The 17,817-nt window shown below is 58.1% G+C and carries 16 protein-coding genes; 7 read left to right on the top strand and 9 right to left on the bottom strand.

Features of this window, described 5'->3' with window-relative positions:
- Positions 1-259 precede the first annotated feature (259 nt).
- From ACP15V_RS16655 to ACP15V_RS16625, 7 genes are all read right to left on the bottom strand, one after another.
- A complete protein-coding gene (locus tag ACP15V_RS16655) occupies positions 260-1,573 on the bottom strand; it encodes a TRAP transporter large permease (protein WP_424944834.1) in 1,314 nt (437 codons plus the stop codon).
- A 42-nt stretch (positions 1,574-1,615) separates the two neighbouring features.
- Entirely contained in the window at positions 1,616-2,227 is a 612-nt protein-coding gene (locus ACP15V_RS16650; protein WP_424944833.1) for a TRAP transporter small permease subunit, read from the bottom strand.
- Positions 2,227-3,243: a TRAP transporter substrate-binding protein DctP gene (gene dctP / locus ACP15V_RS16645; protein WP_424944832.1), complete on the bottom strand. Its 1,017-nt coding sequence runs from the start codon at positions 3,241-3,243 to the stop codon at positions 2,227-2,229. Before dctP ends, ACP15V_RS16650 begins: the two co-directional genes overlap by 1 nt.
- 619 nt (positions 3,244-3,862) lie before the next feature.
- Positions 3,863-5,002 carry an N-acetylglucosamine-6-phosphate deacetylase gene (nagA, locus tag ACP15V_RS16640; RefSeq protein WP_424944831.1) on the bottom strand — a complete coding sequence of 380 codons (1,140 nt, stop codon included), beginning with the start codon at positions 5,000-5,002 and terminating at the stop codon, positions 3,863-3,865.
- On the bottom strand, positions 4,999-6,027 hold the full coding sequence (locus ACP15V_RS16635; RefSeq protein ID WP_424944830.1) for an SIS domain-containing protein: 1,029 nt from the start codon (positions 6,025-6,027) through the stop codon (positions 4,999-5,001). Before ACP15V_RS16635 ends, nagA begins: the two co-directional genes overlap by 4 nt.
- A 24-nt stretch (positions 6,028-6,051) precedes the next feature.
- The gene (locus ACP15V_RS16630; protein ID WP_424944839.1) at positions 6,052-6,807 is read right to left on the bottom strand and encodes a GntR family transcriptional regulator; all 756 of its coding nucleotides are present in this window, start codon (positions 6,805-6,807) and stop codon (positions 6,052-6,054) included.
- A gap of 1 nt (position 6,808) precedes the next feature.
- Entirely contained in the window at positions 6,809-7,726 is a 918-nt protein-coding gene (locus ACP15V_RS16625) for a BadF/BadG/BcrA/BcrD ATPase family protein (RefSeq protein ID WP_424944829.1), read from the bottom strand.
- A gap of 235 nt (positions 7,727-7,961) precedes the next feature.
- Between ACP15V_RS16625 and ACP15V_RS16620 the strand changes: the two genes are divergently transcribed.
- The 7 genes from ACP15V_RS16620 (at position 7,962) to ACP15V_RS16590 (ending at position 14,623) form a co-directional block, all read left to right on the top strand.
- Positions 7,962-8,861, top strand: a complete 900-nt coding sequence (locus tag ACP15V_RS16620) for an N-acetylmuramic acid 6-phosphate etherase (protein ID WP_424944828.1) — start codon at positions 7,962-7,964, stop codon at positions 8,859-8,861.
- Between the two features lie 39 nt (positions 8,862-8,900).
- On the top strand, positions 8,901-10,154 hold the full coding sequence (locus tag ACP15V_RS16615; RefSeq protein ID WP_424944827.1) for an ABC transporter substrate-binding protein: 1,254 nt from the start codon (positions 8,901-8,903) through the stop codon (positions 10,152-10,154).
- A 349-nt stretch (positions 10,155-10,503) separates the two neighbouring features.
- On the top strand, positions 10,504-11,439 hold the full coding sequence (locus ACP15V_RS16610; protein WP_424944826.1) for a carbohydrate ABC transporter permease: 936 nt from the start codon (positions 10,504-10,506) through the stop codon (positions 11,437-11,439).
- A 10-nt stretch (positions 11,440-11,449) separates the two neighbouring features.
- A complete protein-coding gene (locus tag ACP15V_RS16605; protein ID WP_424944825.1) occupies positions 11,450-12,289 on the top strand; it encodes a carbohydrate ABC transporter permease in 840 nt (279 codons plus the stop codon).
- Positions 12,286-12,567, top strand: coding sequence for a nucleoside-diphosphate sugar epimerase/dehydratase (locus ACP15V_RS16600; RefSeq protein ID WP_424944824.1), 282 nt, complete (start codon positions 12,286-12,288; stop codon positions 12,565-12,567). Before ACP15V_RS16605 ends, ACP15V_RS16600 begins: the two co-directional genes overlap by 4 nt.
- A complete protein-coding gene (locus ACP15V_RS16595) occupies positions 12,564-13,631 on the top strand; it encodes a Gfo/Idh/MocA family protein (RefSeq protein WP_424944823.1) in 1,068 nt (355 codons plus the stop codon). The genes ACP15V_RS16600 and ACP15V_RS16595 overlap by 4 nt, the downstream gene beginning before the upstream one ends.
- Entirely contained in the window at positions 13,628-14,623 is a 996-nt protein-coding gene (locus ACP15V_RS16590; RefSeq protein ID WP_424944822.1) for an ABC transporter ATP-binding protein, read from the top strand. The genes ACP15V_RS16595 and ACP15V_RS16590 overlap by 4 nt, the downstream gene beginning before the upstream one ends.
- Positions 14,624-15,080: 457 nt before the next feature.
- Here the strand turns inward: ACP15V_RS16590 and ACP15V_RS16585 are convergent, their stop codons facing one another.
- Both ACP15V_RS16585 and ACP15V_RS16580 read right to left on the bottom strand, forming a co-directional pair.
- Positions 15,081-17,153, bottom strand: coding sequence for a TrlF family AAA-like ATPase (locus ACP15V_RS16585; protein WP_424944821.1), 2,073 nt, complete (start codon positions 17,151-17,153; stop codon positions 15,081-15,083).
- A 260-nt stretch (positions 17,154-17,413) separates the two neighbouring features.
- Positions 17,414-17,737, bottom strand: coding sequence for a hypothetical protein (locus tag ACP15V_RS16580; RefSeq protein ID WP_424944820.1), 324 nt, complete (start codon positions 17,735-17,737; stop codon positions 17,414-17,416).
- Positions 17,738-17,817: the final 80 nt, after the last annotated feature.

The following is a 17,817-nucleotide window of genomic DNA, read 5'->3' as shown; positions in this document are numbered from 1 at the left end:
GTTTTCTAGTTTTCTAGTTTTCTAGTTTTCTAGTTTTCTAGTTTTCTAGTTTTCTAGTTTTCTAGTTTTCTAGTTTTCTAGTTTTCTAGTTTTCTAGTTTTCTAGTTTTCTAGTTTTCTAGTTTTCTTCGAAATGCGCGACCATCCCAATATGTCAATAAAAAAGGCCGCCCACCTGCCTGCAGGATGGGCGGCCAGTACGGGAGTGTCAGGTCCGACACGTCAGGCGCCACGGGGTGCAACGCCTGATCCGGGAGCGCTTAGAACAGCAGGCTGGGCAGCCAAAGCGCGATTTCGGGGAAAGCCACCACCAGCGCCAGACCGATGATCTGCAGGATCACGAACGGCAAGGCCGCCTTGTAGATATCGCCAATGGTGATCTCCGGCGGGGCGACCGAGCGCATGTAAAACAGGTTGTATCCGAAGGGCGGCGTCAGATAGGCCGACTGCATCGACAGGATGAACAGAACCGCAAACCACGTCGTGTCAAAGCCCAGATCCCGGACAATCGGCACAAAGAGCGGCACGGTGATGAACACGATCGCGAAGTCATCCAGGAACATGCCCAGCACGAAGTAGGTGGCCAGCATCGCGATGATCACCCACATCGGCGACAGGTCAAAATCCTCAATCAGCTCGCCGACGATCTGCCCTGCCCCCAGACCCACATAGATCTTGGAAAAGAACACCGCCGCGATGGTGATCCACATCAGCATCCCCATCAGCTTGGTGGTGGTCAGCATCACGTAACGCAGCATGTCCCAGTTCAGACGACGCTGAATCCCGGCAATCACCAGTGACCCAAACGCCCCAATCGCTGACGCTTCTGAAGGCGAGGTTACCCCGCCGATGATACAGCCCAGAACGGTGAAGATCAGGATCCCCGGCGCGATCAGGAAGCGGAGCGAACCGATCTTTTCGCGCGTCGTAAACTGTTCGTCCGCGGGCGGGCCCATCTGCGGATTGATCCGGCAGCGCACCAGAATATATGTGATGTAAATCCCGGCCAGCATCAGGCCTGGCATAAGCCCCGCAGCAAAGAGTTTGCCCACCGAGTCACGCGACAGGAAGGCGTAGATGATCATCAGCACCGAGGGCGGGATCAGAAAGCCCAGCGCGCCACCGGCCATGATTGTGCCGGTGACCAGCTTGCTGTCATAGCCACGTTTCAGCATCGCGGGCAGCGCGATGATGCCCAAAGACACGGTCGCCGCGCCCGACACCCCTGCCATCGCTGCAATCAGCGCGCAGATGATCACGGTGCCAATGCCAAGCCCCCCCGGCAGGCGGCCCATCAGCTTGTGGATCATCTCAAACAGATCATCGGTGATGCCCGACCGCTGCAGCACCAACCCCATGAAAATGAACATCGGCAGAGCCACCAGAAGGAAGTTGTCCATCGCCGAGAAGGTCGACGAAATCAGCAGGTCAAGCCCACCGTCGCCATAGATCATCCACGCGCTGCCAACGCCGCAAATTGTCAATGCCCAGGCCAGCGGTGCACCCAGCGCCATCAGCCCCAGCATTGAAAGAAACATGATTGCAGTGATCGTTAGGGGATCAAGCTCTGCCATGGGGTTCCTCCCTGGTCGGGCAATGCCCGCCGTTTATCTGTGTTAGTGTTTGGAGCCGTTTACGGCCTCGTTGGCGTCGCCATCCATCAGCGTCGGCACATATTCCGGGTCCACATCATGGGCCACTTCCCCTTCGCGTGGATCCTCAAAATCAACCCCGATCGCGGTCAGGAACGCGCGCAGGAACTCCGCCAGGTTTTGCAACCAGACCAGCCCGACGGCCACGGGGATCACGGTTTTGATGGGATAAAGCGCAGGCTGCCAGATTGACTTGTTGGAATATTCTCGCACCGCCCAGCTTTCCGCTGCAAATTCCACCGCCATGACAAAAAAGATGCCCATGACCAGAAGGCCGATCGCAAAGATGATCACATCGCAGACCGCGCGGGCGCGCGTGCCAAGCACACCCCAGATCACTTCGGAACGCACATGCCCCCGGTGGCGCAGGGTGAAGGCACCTGCCAGAATGCAGAACCCGCCGTACAGCATGGTCGACATCTCATGCGCCCAGATGGTTGGCGAGTTGAGGAAATACCGTGCAACGATTTCCAGCATCAGCACGGCAATCATTGCAAGCGTCAACCAAGAAATGGCCCGCCCGACGAACTCGGACAGACCATCTTGAATGACAAGATATCTTGTCACCCAACCCATTACAGGCGCCCTTGGGCTTTCGCGTTGGCGACCAGAGCGTCAATGAACTTCTGGTTGCGCGGGCTGCGGGCGGCCTCTTCCTGCCACACGCCTTGCGCGGCCTGGGTCAGAGCTTTCGAATCCGCTTCCGGCAGGGTGGCATATTCAAACGTGCCTTCAGCCACACCTTCGTTGCCGTCAGCCAGCCATTGGTGGATGTCGTCGGCGAACTGCTGGATCGCGGTTTTCAGGATCTCTTTGTGCTCATCCGACAGCTTGTTCCAGGCATCGGGGTTCGCCAGGAAGGTCTCGGTCCAGCCGGGCATCAGCATGTTCATGAAGGTGTAGTGGGTGGCGGTTTCGTGCAGTTTCAGCTGCTCATATTCCACCGGGCCGCCGTAGATCGCGCCGTCGATCACGCCGGTCGACATGCCGATATACAGCTCCTGCGCGGGCAGGTAGACGGTCGGGATGTCAAAGGCCGACAGAACCTTGGCCACGTTCGAGGTGGCGCGGATCTTGCGGGTTTTCAGATCTTCCAGCGAGGTCACCGGTTCTTTGGTCAGCAGGTCATAGTTGTGACCATACCCTTTGCCCAGATAGACGGTGCCCGCCTCGGCATAGGCCTCGGTCAAGAGCGCATCCACTTCGGCGCTTTCAAACAGGCCTTTCGCCTCTTCGACACTGGCCCAGGCACCCGGCAGACCGGCTTCGATATTGCCCACATCGATCTGGCCCGACCAGTAGCCACCGGTGCCGTGCACGATATCGACGGTGCCTTTGGCCACCGCATCTGCAAACTGATCCGAGGCCACCAGCTCGCCGCCGCGGAAATACTGAATGCGCAGGGTGCCGTTCGACGCGTCCTTGACGGCATCTTTGAACTTCTTGGCGATCGGGTCGATCTCGGTGCCATAGAAGGTGTGGAAGCGCAGGCGCACGGTGTCAGCCGAGGCGGTGGTGGCCACGGTGGCCAGGGCAGCGGCACCAGCCAGAGCACCCAGGGCGGCGCGGCGCGTAAAGGTCGTGAAAGTCATATTGTCTCCTCCCGAGGCAAGGCCTCACATCGATTAGAAACACCGCCGGGGGTACCTCGTGGGTGCCGGTTCAGTGTGTCACGCTCCTACATCAAGAGAAGTTATTCGCGCAATATTTTAAGCAGTTGACGCGGCGTTTTTGCGCAATTTATTGATCAAATAATCTGATCAAACCATCGCTATATTCTATTTTATTGATACCTAACAGCGACTTGATGGAAAATCTATCGAATTGTTTCTGGCCGGGTATATGCGCATCCCGTTGCTTAATATTCACACAAATCTTTCCATCACAGGCAATCGATTCGAAAAATACATCGACGCCCCCCTCGCCTCTCACACCGATATGTCCTCCAAACAAGCGCAAAATCCGCCCTGCCGGGCGCACGCGCCTGCCTTGATATTTGCTGAAAACACGATCGGGGACAAAGGGGGCAAGATCTGCAGATAAAAGCCTGCAAGAGAGGTCTCCCCCTCATATAAGGACCGTGCGCCTCATCACTCAAATTGTCGGGCACTGCAACCCCACGCGCATTTCACAAGACCATTGGCAACAGGTCTTCGCGCGGCGTTTGAACCGGCCCCTAGCTTATCCCATTTCCGAAGATCAGGGCAGGCCTTACGTCAGGGTTGAAACCCCACTCAGATCCCGAGACAACCGCACCATGTCTGATGATCTGCCCTTGCCCGGCTCGAAGATCGGCGACGGGAGCCCGGCCAGTGCGGCGGGAACGCTGGTTGCTGCCCGCAGCGCGATCTCGATTGGCACACCCACCTGCTCGACCAGAGTTCGAACAGCATGGGTGAGGTCAAGGTCAGCACCGGCCAAAGTGCCATCCGACAAGGTCAGGATGCCGTCGCCGCGCCGGATATGCCGCCCCCCAAGGGTAAACCCGGTGCGATCAGTTCCGGCAACAGCCATGGCATCACTCACGAGAAAGATTTGCCCCGGACCGGTCTTTGCCTGCCACGCCGCGCGCATGGTTTCAGGGTGAACATGCACCGCATCCGCGATCAGGCCGGATGACACATTCCCATCTGCAAGCGCCGCCCCCACCAGGCCGGGTTCACGATTTCCCAGCTGGCTCATGGCATTGAACAGATGCGTGACGCAGCGCGCGCCCGCCGCAAAATACCTGAGACAGGTGGCGAACCCGGCATCCGTGTGTCCAAGGGACACAAGCACCCCAGCCGCAGCAAGCCGTCTGACCTGCTCTTCTGACACGTTTTCCGGGGCGATTGTGATCTTCAGCACAGGCAAAGTGTCGGCCGCGGCCAAAAGCGCATCAAGATCACGCGCTTCCATGGGGCGAATAAGGGAAGCGTCATGCGCGCCCTTTCGCGCAATCGAAAGATGCGGCCCCTCCAGATGCAGACCCGCGATCCCCGGAACATCTGCGCGAATGGCATCGGTTGCGGCGGCGATGGCGGCACGGGTCTTTTCCGCCGTATCCGTGATCAATGTCGGCAAAAGGGATCGGACCCCAAGGCGCCGGTGTGCGGCAGAAATTCGGCGGAGCGTGTCAACCGAAGGGTCATCGTTAAACATGACTCCATCGCCGCCATTGACCTGTAAATCGACATATCCGGGGCTGAGGATATCACCCTCCAGATCGATCACCTCTGCATCCGTCGAGACGTCAGCATCCGGTCCAAACGCAGTCAGGTGACCGCCCTCAAACCGCATTGCCAAACCGCCCCGCAAGGTCGATCCATCAAAGATGCGGCCATTTCGGAAAACTTGTGCGCCCTGGGTCATACCGTTTCCGTCACTTTCTTCAGGTGGCGCGGCGCATCGGGATTGATCCCGCGCGCGGCGGCCACGGTTTCGACCATGCCATAGAAGGACACGATCGCGGTGATGGGGTCGGTGATCCAATGATCGGTGCGCACATGGGGCAACGGATCTGCCTCGCGCACCTTGCCAGAGGTGGCAAAAACATGCGCGCCTTTGGTGGCCAGCGCGTCCGCCACTTCGGCCACAGTGTCTTCTGCGGCGTCGCCCGCCGCGAAGGCAATGACCGGAAAGCCCTGCTCGACAATAGATACCGGCCCATGCAGCACCTCGGCGCTGGAATAGCTTTCCGCATGGATCTGACAGGTCTCTTTGAACTTCAGCGCCGCTTCATTGGAAATCGCCCAGGACGGGCCGCGCCCCAGGGTGAAAAGCGACTGACCGGTAATGGCTTCGGCCGCTTCCGTCCAGTCACAGCGCGTCGCTTTGTCAAGCGCATCGGGCAACGCGTGGATGGCGCGGATCAGCGCCTCATCGCCCCGCAGTTCCGCCAGCAACCAGATCCCCGCCACCAAAGAGGTAACAAAGGTTTTGGTGGCGGCGACGCTTAATTCCGGACCCGCATGGATCGGCAACGTGGCGGCGGTGGCCTTGGCCAGAGGCGAAGTTGCGTCATTTGTGATGGCCACGGTGAAGGCCCCCGAAGCGGCAAAGGCTTCGGTCAGGCGTACAATGTCCGGGCTTTGACCCGATTGTGACACCGACAGGCATAGCGCGCCCTTGGCCCGGATTTCAGCGCCATAGATCGAGTTCACCGACGGGCCAACCGACGCCATCGGCAGGCCCAGCAGCAATTCAGTGGCATATTTCAGATAGGTTGCGGCATGATCCGACGATCCTCGCGCCACGGAAAGAAGGTAGGGCAGATCGCGGTCGGCCAGGGCGGTTTTGGTCTGCGCAATGGCCGTGGCCCCCTCGATCAGCAACCGGTCCACGGCTTGCGGGATTTCGTTGATCTCGGCGCGCATGCGGGTCATGGATTGGGTCATATTGGCAGCCTCTTCATAGGGGGATCAGGTGGACAAGCGCAGCTCGGCCACAAAGTCATAGGCATCACTGCGATAAATCGACCGCGTCAACTCGGCCACACGCCCGCTGTCGAGATAAGAGACCCGCTGGATCTTCAGACCCGCCGTGCCTTCGGCAACGCCAAGCAGCTCGGCCTCTGGCGCATCAAGATTGATTGCCGAGATTTTCTGAATAGCACGCACCGGGCGATGGCCGCTTTGTTCAAGGATTTCGTAAAGTGAGGTCGTCACCGCCAGTGGGTTGGGCAGAATATCGAGGGGCAAGGCCGCACGCTCCAGCGCCATCGGGTGCCCATCCGCCTCACGCAGACGATGAATGCGCGCCACGCTGTCGCCCGCAGACAACCCCAGGGTCAGCACCTCTTCGGGCGAGGGCAAAAACACGCCACGTTCCAGCCAGGTCGACGAAGTGCTCAGCCCGCGCCGCACCATGTCTTCGGTGAATGAGGTGAGATGCGACAGCGACTGCTCCACGCGCCCCACCGGTTCGCGCACAAAAGATCCAGACCCCTGGCGTTGTTCAATGGCACCGGTCTTGACCAGTTCCTGAATGGCTTTGCGCACGGTTACACGGGACAGATCGGTGATCTCGGCAATCTCACGTTCCGGCGGCAACGAGCTGCCCGGCGGCAGCAATCCGCTGTCGATGCCTTTCTCCAAGCGGCGATGCAATTGCACATAGCGCGGACCGGGGGAGCGGCCCAGCCAATGCTCTGGCCGCAGAAAATCAGCAACGGACACTTCAGCAACGGACATGGGTTTCTCTCCTCAGGGTGTCTTTGGTGGCGCAGTCGGCGGCGAACTCCTCTGCCAGGGCCATGGCCCCATCGAGCGGCTGACCTTCCGGGTCGCGCAGGGCCGCCCTCATCGCTGCGGGCAAATAGGGTGCATAGGATGGACCGATCCCGCCGGTCAGGCAGATGCGCAGCCCGTCCTGCCAGCCAAGGGTGGTCAATGTCGTGGCGATATGGCGGGCGGCCTGCTGCAGGATCGCGCGCGACATCGCACAGCCTTCGTCGGCCAGTCGCGTGACATCCGGGGCAAAACGGCCGAACGCGGCCGGTGTGGCGCTGGCCGCAAAGCGCACCACGCCTGCGCCGCCGCCCAGAGTGGTCAAAACGTGATGTGACAGGGCGGAGGCTTCGGTCAACTCATCCACAACATCCAGGCTGCGGGCCAGTGCCTGGCGCCCCACCCATTGCGCCGAAGCCTCATCGCCCAGCACTGCCCCCCAGCCGCCAACAAAACGCATCTGGCCAGCAACCTGTGTCGCGACAAAGGACCCCGTGCCGCAATGGGCCACCATCCCGTCCCGCGCGCCCAACACACCGCGCAAAGCGGCGGGGCGGTCATCTTCGATACGAATCTGCGCAAAAGGCAGGGCTGCTGCCAACCTCTTGGCCGTTTCCTCTCCGGTGATGCCAGCCAGACCCAGATAGGCGGGCAGCGCGGCAATCTCTTCCACGGCAAGCCCGGAGATCTGCGCCAGCGCATCCAGACCGCGCAGAATTTCCTGCGTGGCCGCGGCAAGATCGGTGGTCACATTGGCCGATCCGGTCTCAGTCACATGCATCAGCCCGGAGGGGGCGCGCAAAGCCAGTCGGCAGCGGGTTCCGCCACCATCAACGGCCAAATAGGAAGGGTGTTTGAGCGTCGTCATAAGAATACCTATATAATACCTATTCGGAGAATGAAAGGGTAAAATAGTCCAATACACGCCCAAAATCAGCCCATCACCCGGTTTTCATGCGAAAAATAGGGCTCAGAAATAAATGGTAGACAAATGGTATCTAATAGGTATGATCGTTGGATAGCTAAGCCCGGATTCGTCTACGGAACTCCCCGGGCACCTGACAAGAATTAAGGGGGAAGCGCCCCGGCGCGACATTGCAATCATGGCTGACCTGACCGCAAACACCACCGAGCAGCTGCATGGCAAGGCCTTGGGCCTGGACCGCCTACCGCTGGATTTGGTGGCCGGCATTCTGGCGGATGGGCAGCAGGAAGCGGCCGCCGTTGTGCGCCTTGGCGCCCCCCAAATGGCGTCGGCCGCACGTGTGATGGCCGAAACCATCCGGAACGGCGGCACCTTGTATTATATTGCCGCCGGTTCGTCCGGGCTGATGGCTGCGGCTGATGCGATGGAGCTGGGCGGCACGTTTTCAATTCCCGCCACGCAAGTCCGCATTCTGATGGCGGGCGGCATTCCCACTGCGCCTGACATGCCTGGCGACAGTGAAGATCAGTCTGACGAACTGGTTCGCGCCCTGTCTCCCCTTGCCCCCAAAGACACGGTGATCACCGTCTCTGCCAGTGGCAGCACGCCCTACACACTGGCCGCCGCCGGAATTGCCAAAGACGCAGGCGCAACCGTGATCGGCATTGCCAACAATGCACGAAGCCCGCTTTTGGATCTGGCAGATTACCCGATTTGCCTGCCAACACCGCCTGAAGTTTTGTCAGGCTCGACCCGGATGGGGGCGGGCACCGCACAGAAAATCGCCTTGAACACATTGTCCACCCTGATGGCCGTGGATCTGGGCCATGTGCATGATGGGATGATGGTCAACCTTCACGCCGACAACGCAAAACTGCGCGCCCGTGCCACCGGGATTGTCGCACGGATTTCAGGCCAGACGGACGCCGCCGCCAAAGATGCGCTGCAACGGGCGGGTGGTGACGTAAAACGGGCGATCCTGATCGCCACCGGGGCAACCCCCGATCAGGCCACGGACCTGATCACCCGAACCAATGGTCACCTGCGACCGGCCCTATCGGTCCTGACCAAGGAATAACCACCACGAGAACATTGCGGAATGAATTGGGAGGAAACAATGAAACGCAAATTGATGACACTGGCCCTCGCCAGTACGGCCATGGTGGCCACCTCAGCCCTGGCAGAAGATGTCACGTTGACGATTGAGAGCTGGCGCAATGACGACCTGGCGCTGTGGCAGGACAAAATCATTCCGGCTTTCGAGGCAGGGCACCCCGGGATCAAGGTGAAATTCACCCCGTCGGCCCCCGCGGAATACAACGCGGTGCTGAATTCGAAACTGGATGCGGGATCTGCCGGTGACCTGATCACCTGTCGCCCGTTTGATGCCTCGCTTGCGTTGTTTGAGGCCGGTCATCTCGCCGATCTGGGCGACATGGAGGCGATGAACAACTTCTCGGACGTGGCGAAATCTGCCTGGCAGACCGATGATGGTTCGGCAAGCTTCTGTGTGCCGATGGCCTCGGTGATCCACGGGTTCATCTATAACAAAGAGGCGTTTGAGGAAGTGGGCGTCGATGTTCCCACCACCGAAGCCGAGTTCTTTGCCGCCCTCGAGGCGTTCAAGGCGGATGGCACCTATATCCCGATGGCAATGGGCACCAACGACCAGTGGGAAGCCGCCACGATGGGCTATAACAACATCGGCCCGAACTACTGGAAAGGCGAAGAGGGCCGTCTGGCGCTGATCGCAGGCGAACAAAAACTGACCGACGAGGCGTGGGTTGCCCCCTACGCGCATCTGGCCAAATGGGGCGCCTATCTGGGGGATGGATATGAGGCCCAGACCTATCCCGACAGTCAGAACCTGTTCACGCTGGGGCGCGCGGCCATTTACCCGGCCGGCAGCTGGGAAATCTCGGGCTTCAACGCGCAGGCCGATTTCGAAATGGGCGCCTTCAAGCCGCCGGTGCAAAATGCGGGTGACACCTGCTATATCTCGGATCACACCGATATCGGCATTGGCATGAACGCCAAAACCGACAACCCTGACGCGGCCAAAACCTTCCTGGCCTGGGTGGCGTCGCCGGAATTTGCCGAGATCTTTGGCAACGCCCTGCCGGGCTTCTTCCCGCTGTCAAAAGAACCGGTGGAGCTGTCTGATCCGCTGGCCAAGGAAATTGTCAGCTGGCGTGGTGAATGCGAAAGCACCATCCGCTCCACCTATCAAATCCTGTCGCGCGGCACCCCGAACCTGGAAAACGAGACCTGGGGCGCGTCTGTGGCCGCGATCAAAGGCACCTCCACCCCCGAGGAGCTGGGCGCCAAGCTGCAAGAAGGTCTTGCCAGCTGGTATGATCCGCAAAAGTAAACCTGATGGCGCGGCTGGATGTCCCATCTGGCCGCGCCGCCCCTTGGACCTCCAAGAGGCCTCCGGCGGGGATATTTGACGACCAAAGATAGGGCGCTTTGCCGCTCTTCACCTGCATCCCGCGCGCCTGGATACAGTGACGGACCTGCCATCTTTGGTCCTGAAATATCCCCGCCGGAGGCCAGAAAATCTTCAGACCAGATCAGGAGAGCGCCCGTGTTCACCTTTTATCAACCAAGATCCACCAGTTTCGGAAATGCGGTACAGGCAGGGATGCCGATGGCCGTGACCGAAGATGGCACTCCGTCCCTTTGGACGGGGGCGGAGTGTGATCGCGGAGCAGCTCCCCATGTCTGATCGCAAATCCACGTCCCATCGCCGCCCGATCCGTTGGCACATCCTTGTATTCCTGGCCCCTGCCGTGCTGGTTTACACCGCCATCATGATCTTTCCGCTCTTTAATACCCTCCGCCTCGCGCTTTATAGCGAGGTAGAGCACAGCCGGGTTTTTGTTGGGCTGGAAAACTTCCGCACCCTGTTCTTCGACCCGATCTGGTCCAAGCAGTTCTGGAATGCGCTTGGCAATAATTTCTGGTTTTTCATCGTGCATATGCTGGTGCAGAACCCAATTGGGGTTGCCCTGGCCGCGATCCTCAGCCACCCGCGGCTTCGCTTTGCCGCGCTCTACCGATCCGCCATTTTCATCCCAACCATCCTCAGCTTTGTGATTGTCGGATTTGCCTGGAAACTGATCCTGTCGCCGATCTGGGGCATTGCGCCCTCGATGCTGGATGCCGTTGGGTTGAAATCGCTGTTTGCGCCGTGGCTGGGCAAAGAAGAATACGCGCTGACCACGCTGGCGCTGATCTCGGTCTGGCAGTTTGTCGGCATTCCGATGATGCTGATCTACGCCGCGCTTCTGACCATTCCGGAAGAAATTCTGGAAGCGGGCGAGATTGACGGGATCACCGGGGCCGCGGCCTTCTGGAAGATCAAGCTGCCGCTGATCCTGCCCTCGATTGGCATCATCTCGATCCTGACATTCGTGGGCAATTTCAACGCGTTTGACCTGATTTACGCCGCGCAGGGCGCGTTGGCGGGGCCGGATTTCTCGACCGATATTCTGGGCACCTTCATGTATCGCACCTTCTTTGGCTTCCAGTTGCAACTGGGGGATCCACATATGGGGTCGGCCATCGCCGGCGCGATGTTTGCGATCATCCTTCTGGGTGTCTGTGGTTATCTTTTCGGCATCCAGACCCGGATGCGCCGCTATCAGCTGTAAGGAGGCCGAGATGAATCAAGCCCGCCGCAACCCGCTGAACGTCGCCGCCATGCATGGCGCGCTGATTATCTACACGCTGATCGCGCTGTTTCCGGTCTTTGTGATCCTGATCAACAGCTTCAAGACCCGCAAAAAGATCTTTCGCGAACCCTTGGCCCTGCCCGATGGCGAGAGCTTTTCGATGGTTGGCTATGAGACCGTGATGAAGCAGGGGGATTTCTTCCTCTACTTTCAGAACTCGATGATCGTCACCGTGGCCTCGCTGTTTTTTGTGCTGTTGTTTGGCGCGATGGCGGCCTATGCGCTGTCGGAATATCGCTTTCGCGGCAACACCGTCATGGGGCTTTACCTGGCGCTTGGCATCATGATCCCGATCCGCATCGGCACCGTGGCGATCCTAGAGCTGATGGTCTCGACCGGGCTGGTCAACACGTTGTGGGCGCTGATCCTGGTCTATACGGCGCAGGGCCTGCCGCTGGCGGTGTTCATCCTGTCAGAGTTCATGCGTCAGGTCAGTGACGATCTGAAGGATGCCGGGCGGATTGACGGCCTGTCGGAATACACCATCTTTTTCAAGCTGGTGCTGCCGCTGGTACGCCCGTCCATGGCGACGGTGGCGGTGTTTAACATGATCCCGATCTGGAATGATCTGTGGTTTCCGCTGATCCTTGCGCCGGCAGAAGAAACCAAAACGCTGACCCTGGGCAGCCAGGTCTTTATCGGCCAGTTTGTGACCGACTGGAATGCGGTTCTGTCCGCCTTGTCGATGGCGATCCTGCCGGTTTTGCTCCTTTACGTGATCTTCTCACGCCAGCTGATCCGCGGCATCACGTCGGGGGCGGTGAAATGATCCATCGCTCCGTAAAATTGCTGGGCCCGGACGAATATGCCGAGGGCTTTCTTGCTGAACTTGGCGCGTCACCGCGCTCTGAGACCAGGATTGTCGGGTTGGTGGATCCGTCCCAGCGACATCAAAAACGCATGTTGGCAGGGGTGCCGGTCTATAACAGCGTGCTGGGTGCGTTTCACGATCTCCACTGCTCCTACATGATTTATGACGACACGATCATGACGCTGGCCCACGATTTGGGCGCGAAGGCAGATCTCAGAACCGAGGCGGTCTCATGACCTTACGTGTTCTCATAGCGGGTTTGGGGAATATGGGGCAAAGCCATGCGCTGGCCTATCATCACCACCCGGATGCTCGGATTGTCGGGCTGGTCAACCGGTCGGGTCGGGTGGATCACCCCGATCTGGGGACCTATCCCCTGTTCACCGATTATCACGCGGCCCTTGAAGAGACCAAGCCTGACCTTGTGGTGATCGCCACCTATTCCGACAGCCACGCCGAGTTTGCCATCGCGGCGATGGAAGCGGGCGCCCATGTGTTTGTGGAAAAACCGCTGGCGACCAGTGTGGCGGGTGCACAACACATGGTCGAGACGGCCACACGGCTGGGCCGCAAACTGGTGGTCGGGTATATCCTGCGCCACCATCCCAGCTGGGTGCGGCTGATCAGCGAGGCGCGCGCGCTTGGCGGGCCATATGTGTTTCGAATGAACCTGAACCAGCAATCCAAAGGCGCCGAATGGGACACCCATAAGGCCCTGATGCAGACCACCGCCCCGATTGTCGATTGCGGCGTGCATTACGTCGATGTCTGGTGCCAGATCACCGATGCCGCCCCGATCCGGGTGAACGGCATGGGCCTGCGCCTGACCGATGAAATTGCCCCGGACATGTATAATTACGGCCAGTTTCAGGTCACGTTCGATGACGGATCTGTCGGCTGGTACGAGGCAGGCTGGGGCCCGATGATGTCGGAAACCGCGTTTTTCGTGAAAGACGTGATTTCCCCCGCCGGGTCCGTCTCGATCACCGAGGCCGATAAATCCGACAGCGCCAATATCGATGGCCACACCGCCGTTGGCGGGCTGTTGGTGCATCGCCCGGAGGGGGATCAGATGATTACCCTGCCAAGCGAACCCGGCCACCAGGCGCTCTGTGACGCCGAAGGGGCCCACATGCTGCGCGCGATTGCCGAAGACCTCGACCTGACCCGCCACATGCAAGACGCACTGCGTTCGCTCGCCATCTGCCTTGCCGCAGATGAAAGCATACGCACGGGTCAACCCGTTTCGCTTTCCACCGCCACACCGCCACTTGAAACACCGCCCAAGGAGCTATCATGACCGCCCTGACCCTGACAAATGTGAACAAATCCTTCGGCTCGGTGCATGTGCTGAAAGACATCAATATCGAGGTGGAGGATGGCGAGTTTGTCGTTTTCGTCGGCCCATCCGGCTGCGGCAAATCCACCCTGTTGAGGGTGATTGCCGGGCTGGAAGATGCCAGTTCCGGCGAGATCCGCATCGGCAATGACCTGGTCAACCTGACCCCGCCGTCAAAACGCGGCATCGCCATGGTGTTCCAATCCTATGCGCTTTACCCGCACCTGAATGTTCGCGGCAATATGACCCTGGCGCTGAAGCAGGAAAAACAGCCGAAAGATGTGATTGACCAGCGGGTGGAAGAGGCCAGCCGGATGCTGGATCTCGCCCCGTATCTCGACCGTTTCCCTTCGGAATTGTCGGGCGGGCAACGGCAGCGGGTGGCGATTGGCCGCGCGATTGTGCGCCAGCCGAAACTGTTCTTGTTCGACGAACCGCTGTCGAACCTCGACGCGGCCCTGCGCATGAACACGCGACTGGAAATTGCACAGCTGCATCGACAGCTCGATGCATCGATGATCTATGTGACCCATGACCAGACCGAGGCGATGACGCTGGCGGATAAGATCGTTGTACTGCGCGACGGACGGGTGGAACAGGTCGGCAGCCCGATGGAGCTTTATAACAATCCGGTCAATCAGTTTGTAGCCGGCTTCCTGGGATCGCCTGCAATGAATTTCCTGCCCGCCGGACTGCTATCTGAAGGTGACGACCGCACAATGGGCGTGCGGCCTGAGGATCTGTTTCTGGACACTGACGGCCAGATCGCAGCCCGGGTCAGTCACGTCGAGAAGCTCGGCGGCGATACCAACGTCATCGCCATGGTCAACGACCTGCAGATCACCGCGCGCCTGTTTGGTCAGCATGCCGTACAACAGGATCAGGAACTGCGCCTCGGCTATGATCCGCAAAGGGCGTATTACTTCGATCGCGACGGCGCACGCATCGGGTAAACCAGGGATCACCAGCCCCGGGGTATAAAGGGCTGAACCCGCACCGTTGACCGCTGCGAGACCGCGAAAACCGGTAGGTTTCTCTGCGTGCCGGGCTTTCGAAACACATCCCTGGACACCTCGAAGGGGGCAATCTAAATTTGCTTGCCCCCGCTCATCGGGTCCGCGGTCCATCCGGAAAGGTGTGCCCGCCAGCTTGATGCAGCAGGGGCCCGCGCTGACCAAAAAGCAAAATATGCAGCATCGACCGGACCATCCCCCCTGATCTTTGTAACGTTTGAGATCGGACGGAAGCCACCATAACGCTCAAGGCGTTAGCTGGGTTTGATGGTCAGGAAGGAAAATGGCGGAGACGAAGCCTTACATACTTGTTATTTAATTAATTGTAAATAAATAGCTTTTATTAATGGATAATGAATCATACCACACTTAATACCACGCCAAGCTGAGGTCTTTGCTAAAATCCATATTTTTCTCGCCGCAGATTAAATGCAGTTTCTCCGCCTTCCATGATCCGTTTAATCGCATCGCGAGCGGCAGGAATATCTATTGCGCCCTCACCGGCGATTTTTCCACCTGACTGATCGCCTGCTTTACGATACTCACACCAAGCTACCAATTCCGCATCGCCATTTACTACCAAGTTAGCATTGTGACTGACGAAAATGATCTGACGCCGTTTCTTCGCCGCCCAAATCTGCTCGACTATTTCTTGCATTACAGGGTTATCAAGATCTTCTTCGGGCTGATCGATTAACAGCGGCGGTCCAGACTGGTTCAGCAGGGTACGAAGTAGCGCAGTAGCCTGTTGACCTGACGAAGCATTTGAAAATTCGATGTATTCTCCTTCACGCGAGCGATATTCAAATTTTGGCTTGCTTTCAATTTCAGTCAGGGACAGAGACAACCAATCCTCAGGATCAAGCTTCCGCGAGAGTTTCTCACAGTCGCCCGCTGTCGCACCTGCATCCGACAAAAACGGGCTATCGGGCATCTGATCGGCTACCTCAGCGTCCAGATTCAAACTAGCAAGGCCTTCAAGATCCTCCAAAACGCCTTCCCAAGCGCGATGAGGATCTTCGGCATCAAGGATATACCCTATTACTTGATCAAGTTTTGCTGTTCTGATGTTTGACCCAGACAGTTTTGACTTGAGCATCGAAGAGAACCGCTCAGCATCGGCGTATCGTTGCACCTGTGCTCGTATTGCTGCACCAGAACTTTCGGTCAGAGCATCACATTGTGTCTGGATTAATGCATCACGCTGCTGACGATACTCATGCAGTTTTTCCTGATCGAGTTGATAAGTTTCAACGGCTTTTTGATAAGATTTAACCTCATCATTAAGCCTCGAAAGTTCTCTTTGAAGATCGCCAACCCTAGCTTCTAAGGATTTTAATTGACCCATCTGGTCTCTATGGGTCGAAGAACGCTCCACCGCCTCATCATAGGCTAGTCGATAGGCTTCAAGTTGGGCATCCCAAACGGACTTCGTGCTACCTTCTCCAACGGAAAGGGCTTCATCAATTCGCCTGACCACGCTTCCAAGAGAGGCTTCAACACTTTCGATAAGTGCATCATATTCAGATATTAGCGCATCTACCCGCTCTCGATTGGGGAACCCTTCCGGCAACACCAAGACTTGTTCGTCCGCATCTTCTTCATCCTCGACCCGAAAATCCGCGATGCGATCCTTGATTGCCTCAAGACGCACTTCACGCATTTCGACAGCCTGTTCAGCACGATCAAAGTACGGGCCAAGTTCAAGCAACTGCCGATCTTCATCCGATAAACCAGCCAGCGACGTTCGAATTTGGTTGGCCTGCTCTTGATATGAACGTATTTCAAGCTGGATACGCCCAATATCTCTTTGTATGGTTTTTTGGCGTTGGCGTGTTGAAAAACTCTTCCTTAATTTCGCTTCCTGCTCTTCTATTTTCCTCTGAAGGGAACCGAGTTCGGTCTGAATTGGTGTTCGGATGAACCGCCCCAGTTCATCTAGTCGGACGCTGACATTGCTAAGTTGCTTTTGACTGTATGCTTGGATCGGCAGAAGGGTTCGTACCTCACTTTCTGAACAGGGGCGAAGCTCATCTTCGCCAACCTTGATCTGAGTCGAGCCGTCCTTGCTAGAGCGTCGAACTTGATGAGGAACCCCGTTTACAGTGAACGACACATCCACCGTTGCTCCCATTTGTTTTAGAGTTCCATCGATGAGACGCGTCCTGCGAGCTTGGTAGTCAGGTGTGTCTTCTCGGTCAGATGCCGGGGGTTGGTCGCAAAGCGCCCACCTTAGGTATTCAAGTATTGTCGACTTGCCTGTACCACGACCCCCGATCAGGGCGTTGTACTGGGGATTAAAAGACAACTCTACCGGACCGAGAAATGCGCTATTCTGTACACTGATTGAAGTGATTACCACTGTGGGAAGATTTGGCGCGTCATCGGCGATCCGCGACTCTTCAGCCAGACATGCTTGCCGCAATGCTTCTGCGGTAAGGGCAGTGGTTTCGACCGTTGCCCCTTCCATCTAAACTTCTCTAAAACTGCTCCAGATACCCTTGCTCAAGCAGCCCATTCCAAATCCCAAGCTGCACTTGCTTCAGGTCTTCATCTCGCAATCCGTGGTCGTAGCTATCTGCAGTATCACGATTGCCTTCCCAGCCGCCAAGCTCTCGGATGCGATCCTCAGGGACCCCTGCCCGCCTCGCAACAGTCCGCCATGTGTGCCTGAAGGAGTGCATCGCAAGCCTCCCGTCGGTGTCTTCACCCAAGGTCTTCCTGCGGTATCTAGTGAACCACTGCGAAGCGGAGTTGACCTTCCCCGTAGACGGCTTGCCGCCATTCCTCAGCGCTCTCTGGCGACAAATCCAGAATGCGCCCCACGCTTCCCTGCCCAGCGCTGGCAAGCGCATCGGCTTCGAGCTGTCGGATTTGGCCCAGCCGAATATCCCTCAAGCGAATAGCTTCCGCGTGACTGCGGGTGTTCAGACCGAGCTTGATTTCCCGCCCGAACGGTCTCCCCGTCCACGGATTCTCAGTGCCTATCAGCACCTCTGGCGTCACCAACCTGAGCGAGTAGCCTTTCCCACGCGGCTTCATCAGATGCTGCATGTCAGACTCCCCGCCGCCACTGGGGCCGACTCGGGGTTTTATGTGGTCCATCATGTACCTCACCGTGACCTGTACCACAG

This window comes from Aliiroseovarius crassostreae (genome assembly GCF_049803815.1).
GTDB classification, from domain to species: domain Bacteria; phylum Pseudomonadota; class Alphaproteobacteria; order Rhodobacterales; family Rhodobacteraceae; genus Aliiroseovarius; species Aliiroseovarius crassostreae_A.
Note: the sequence above shows the minus strand (reverse complement) of the source record. Positions and strands in the feature narration are given on the sequence as shown.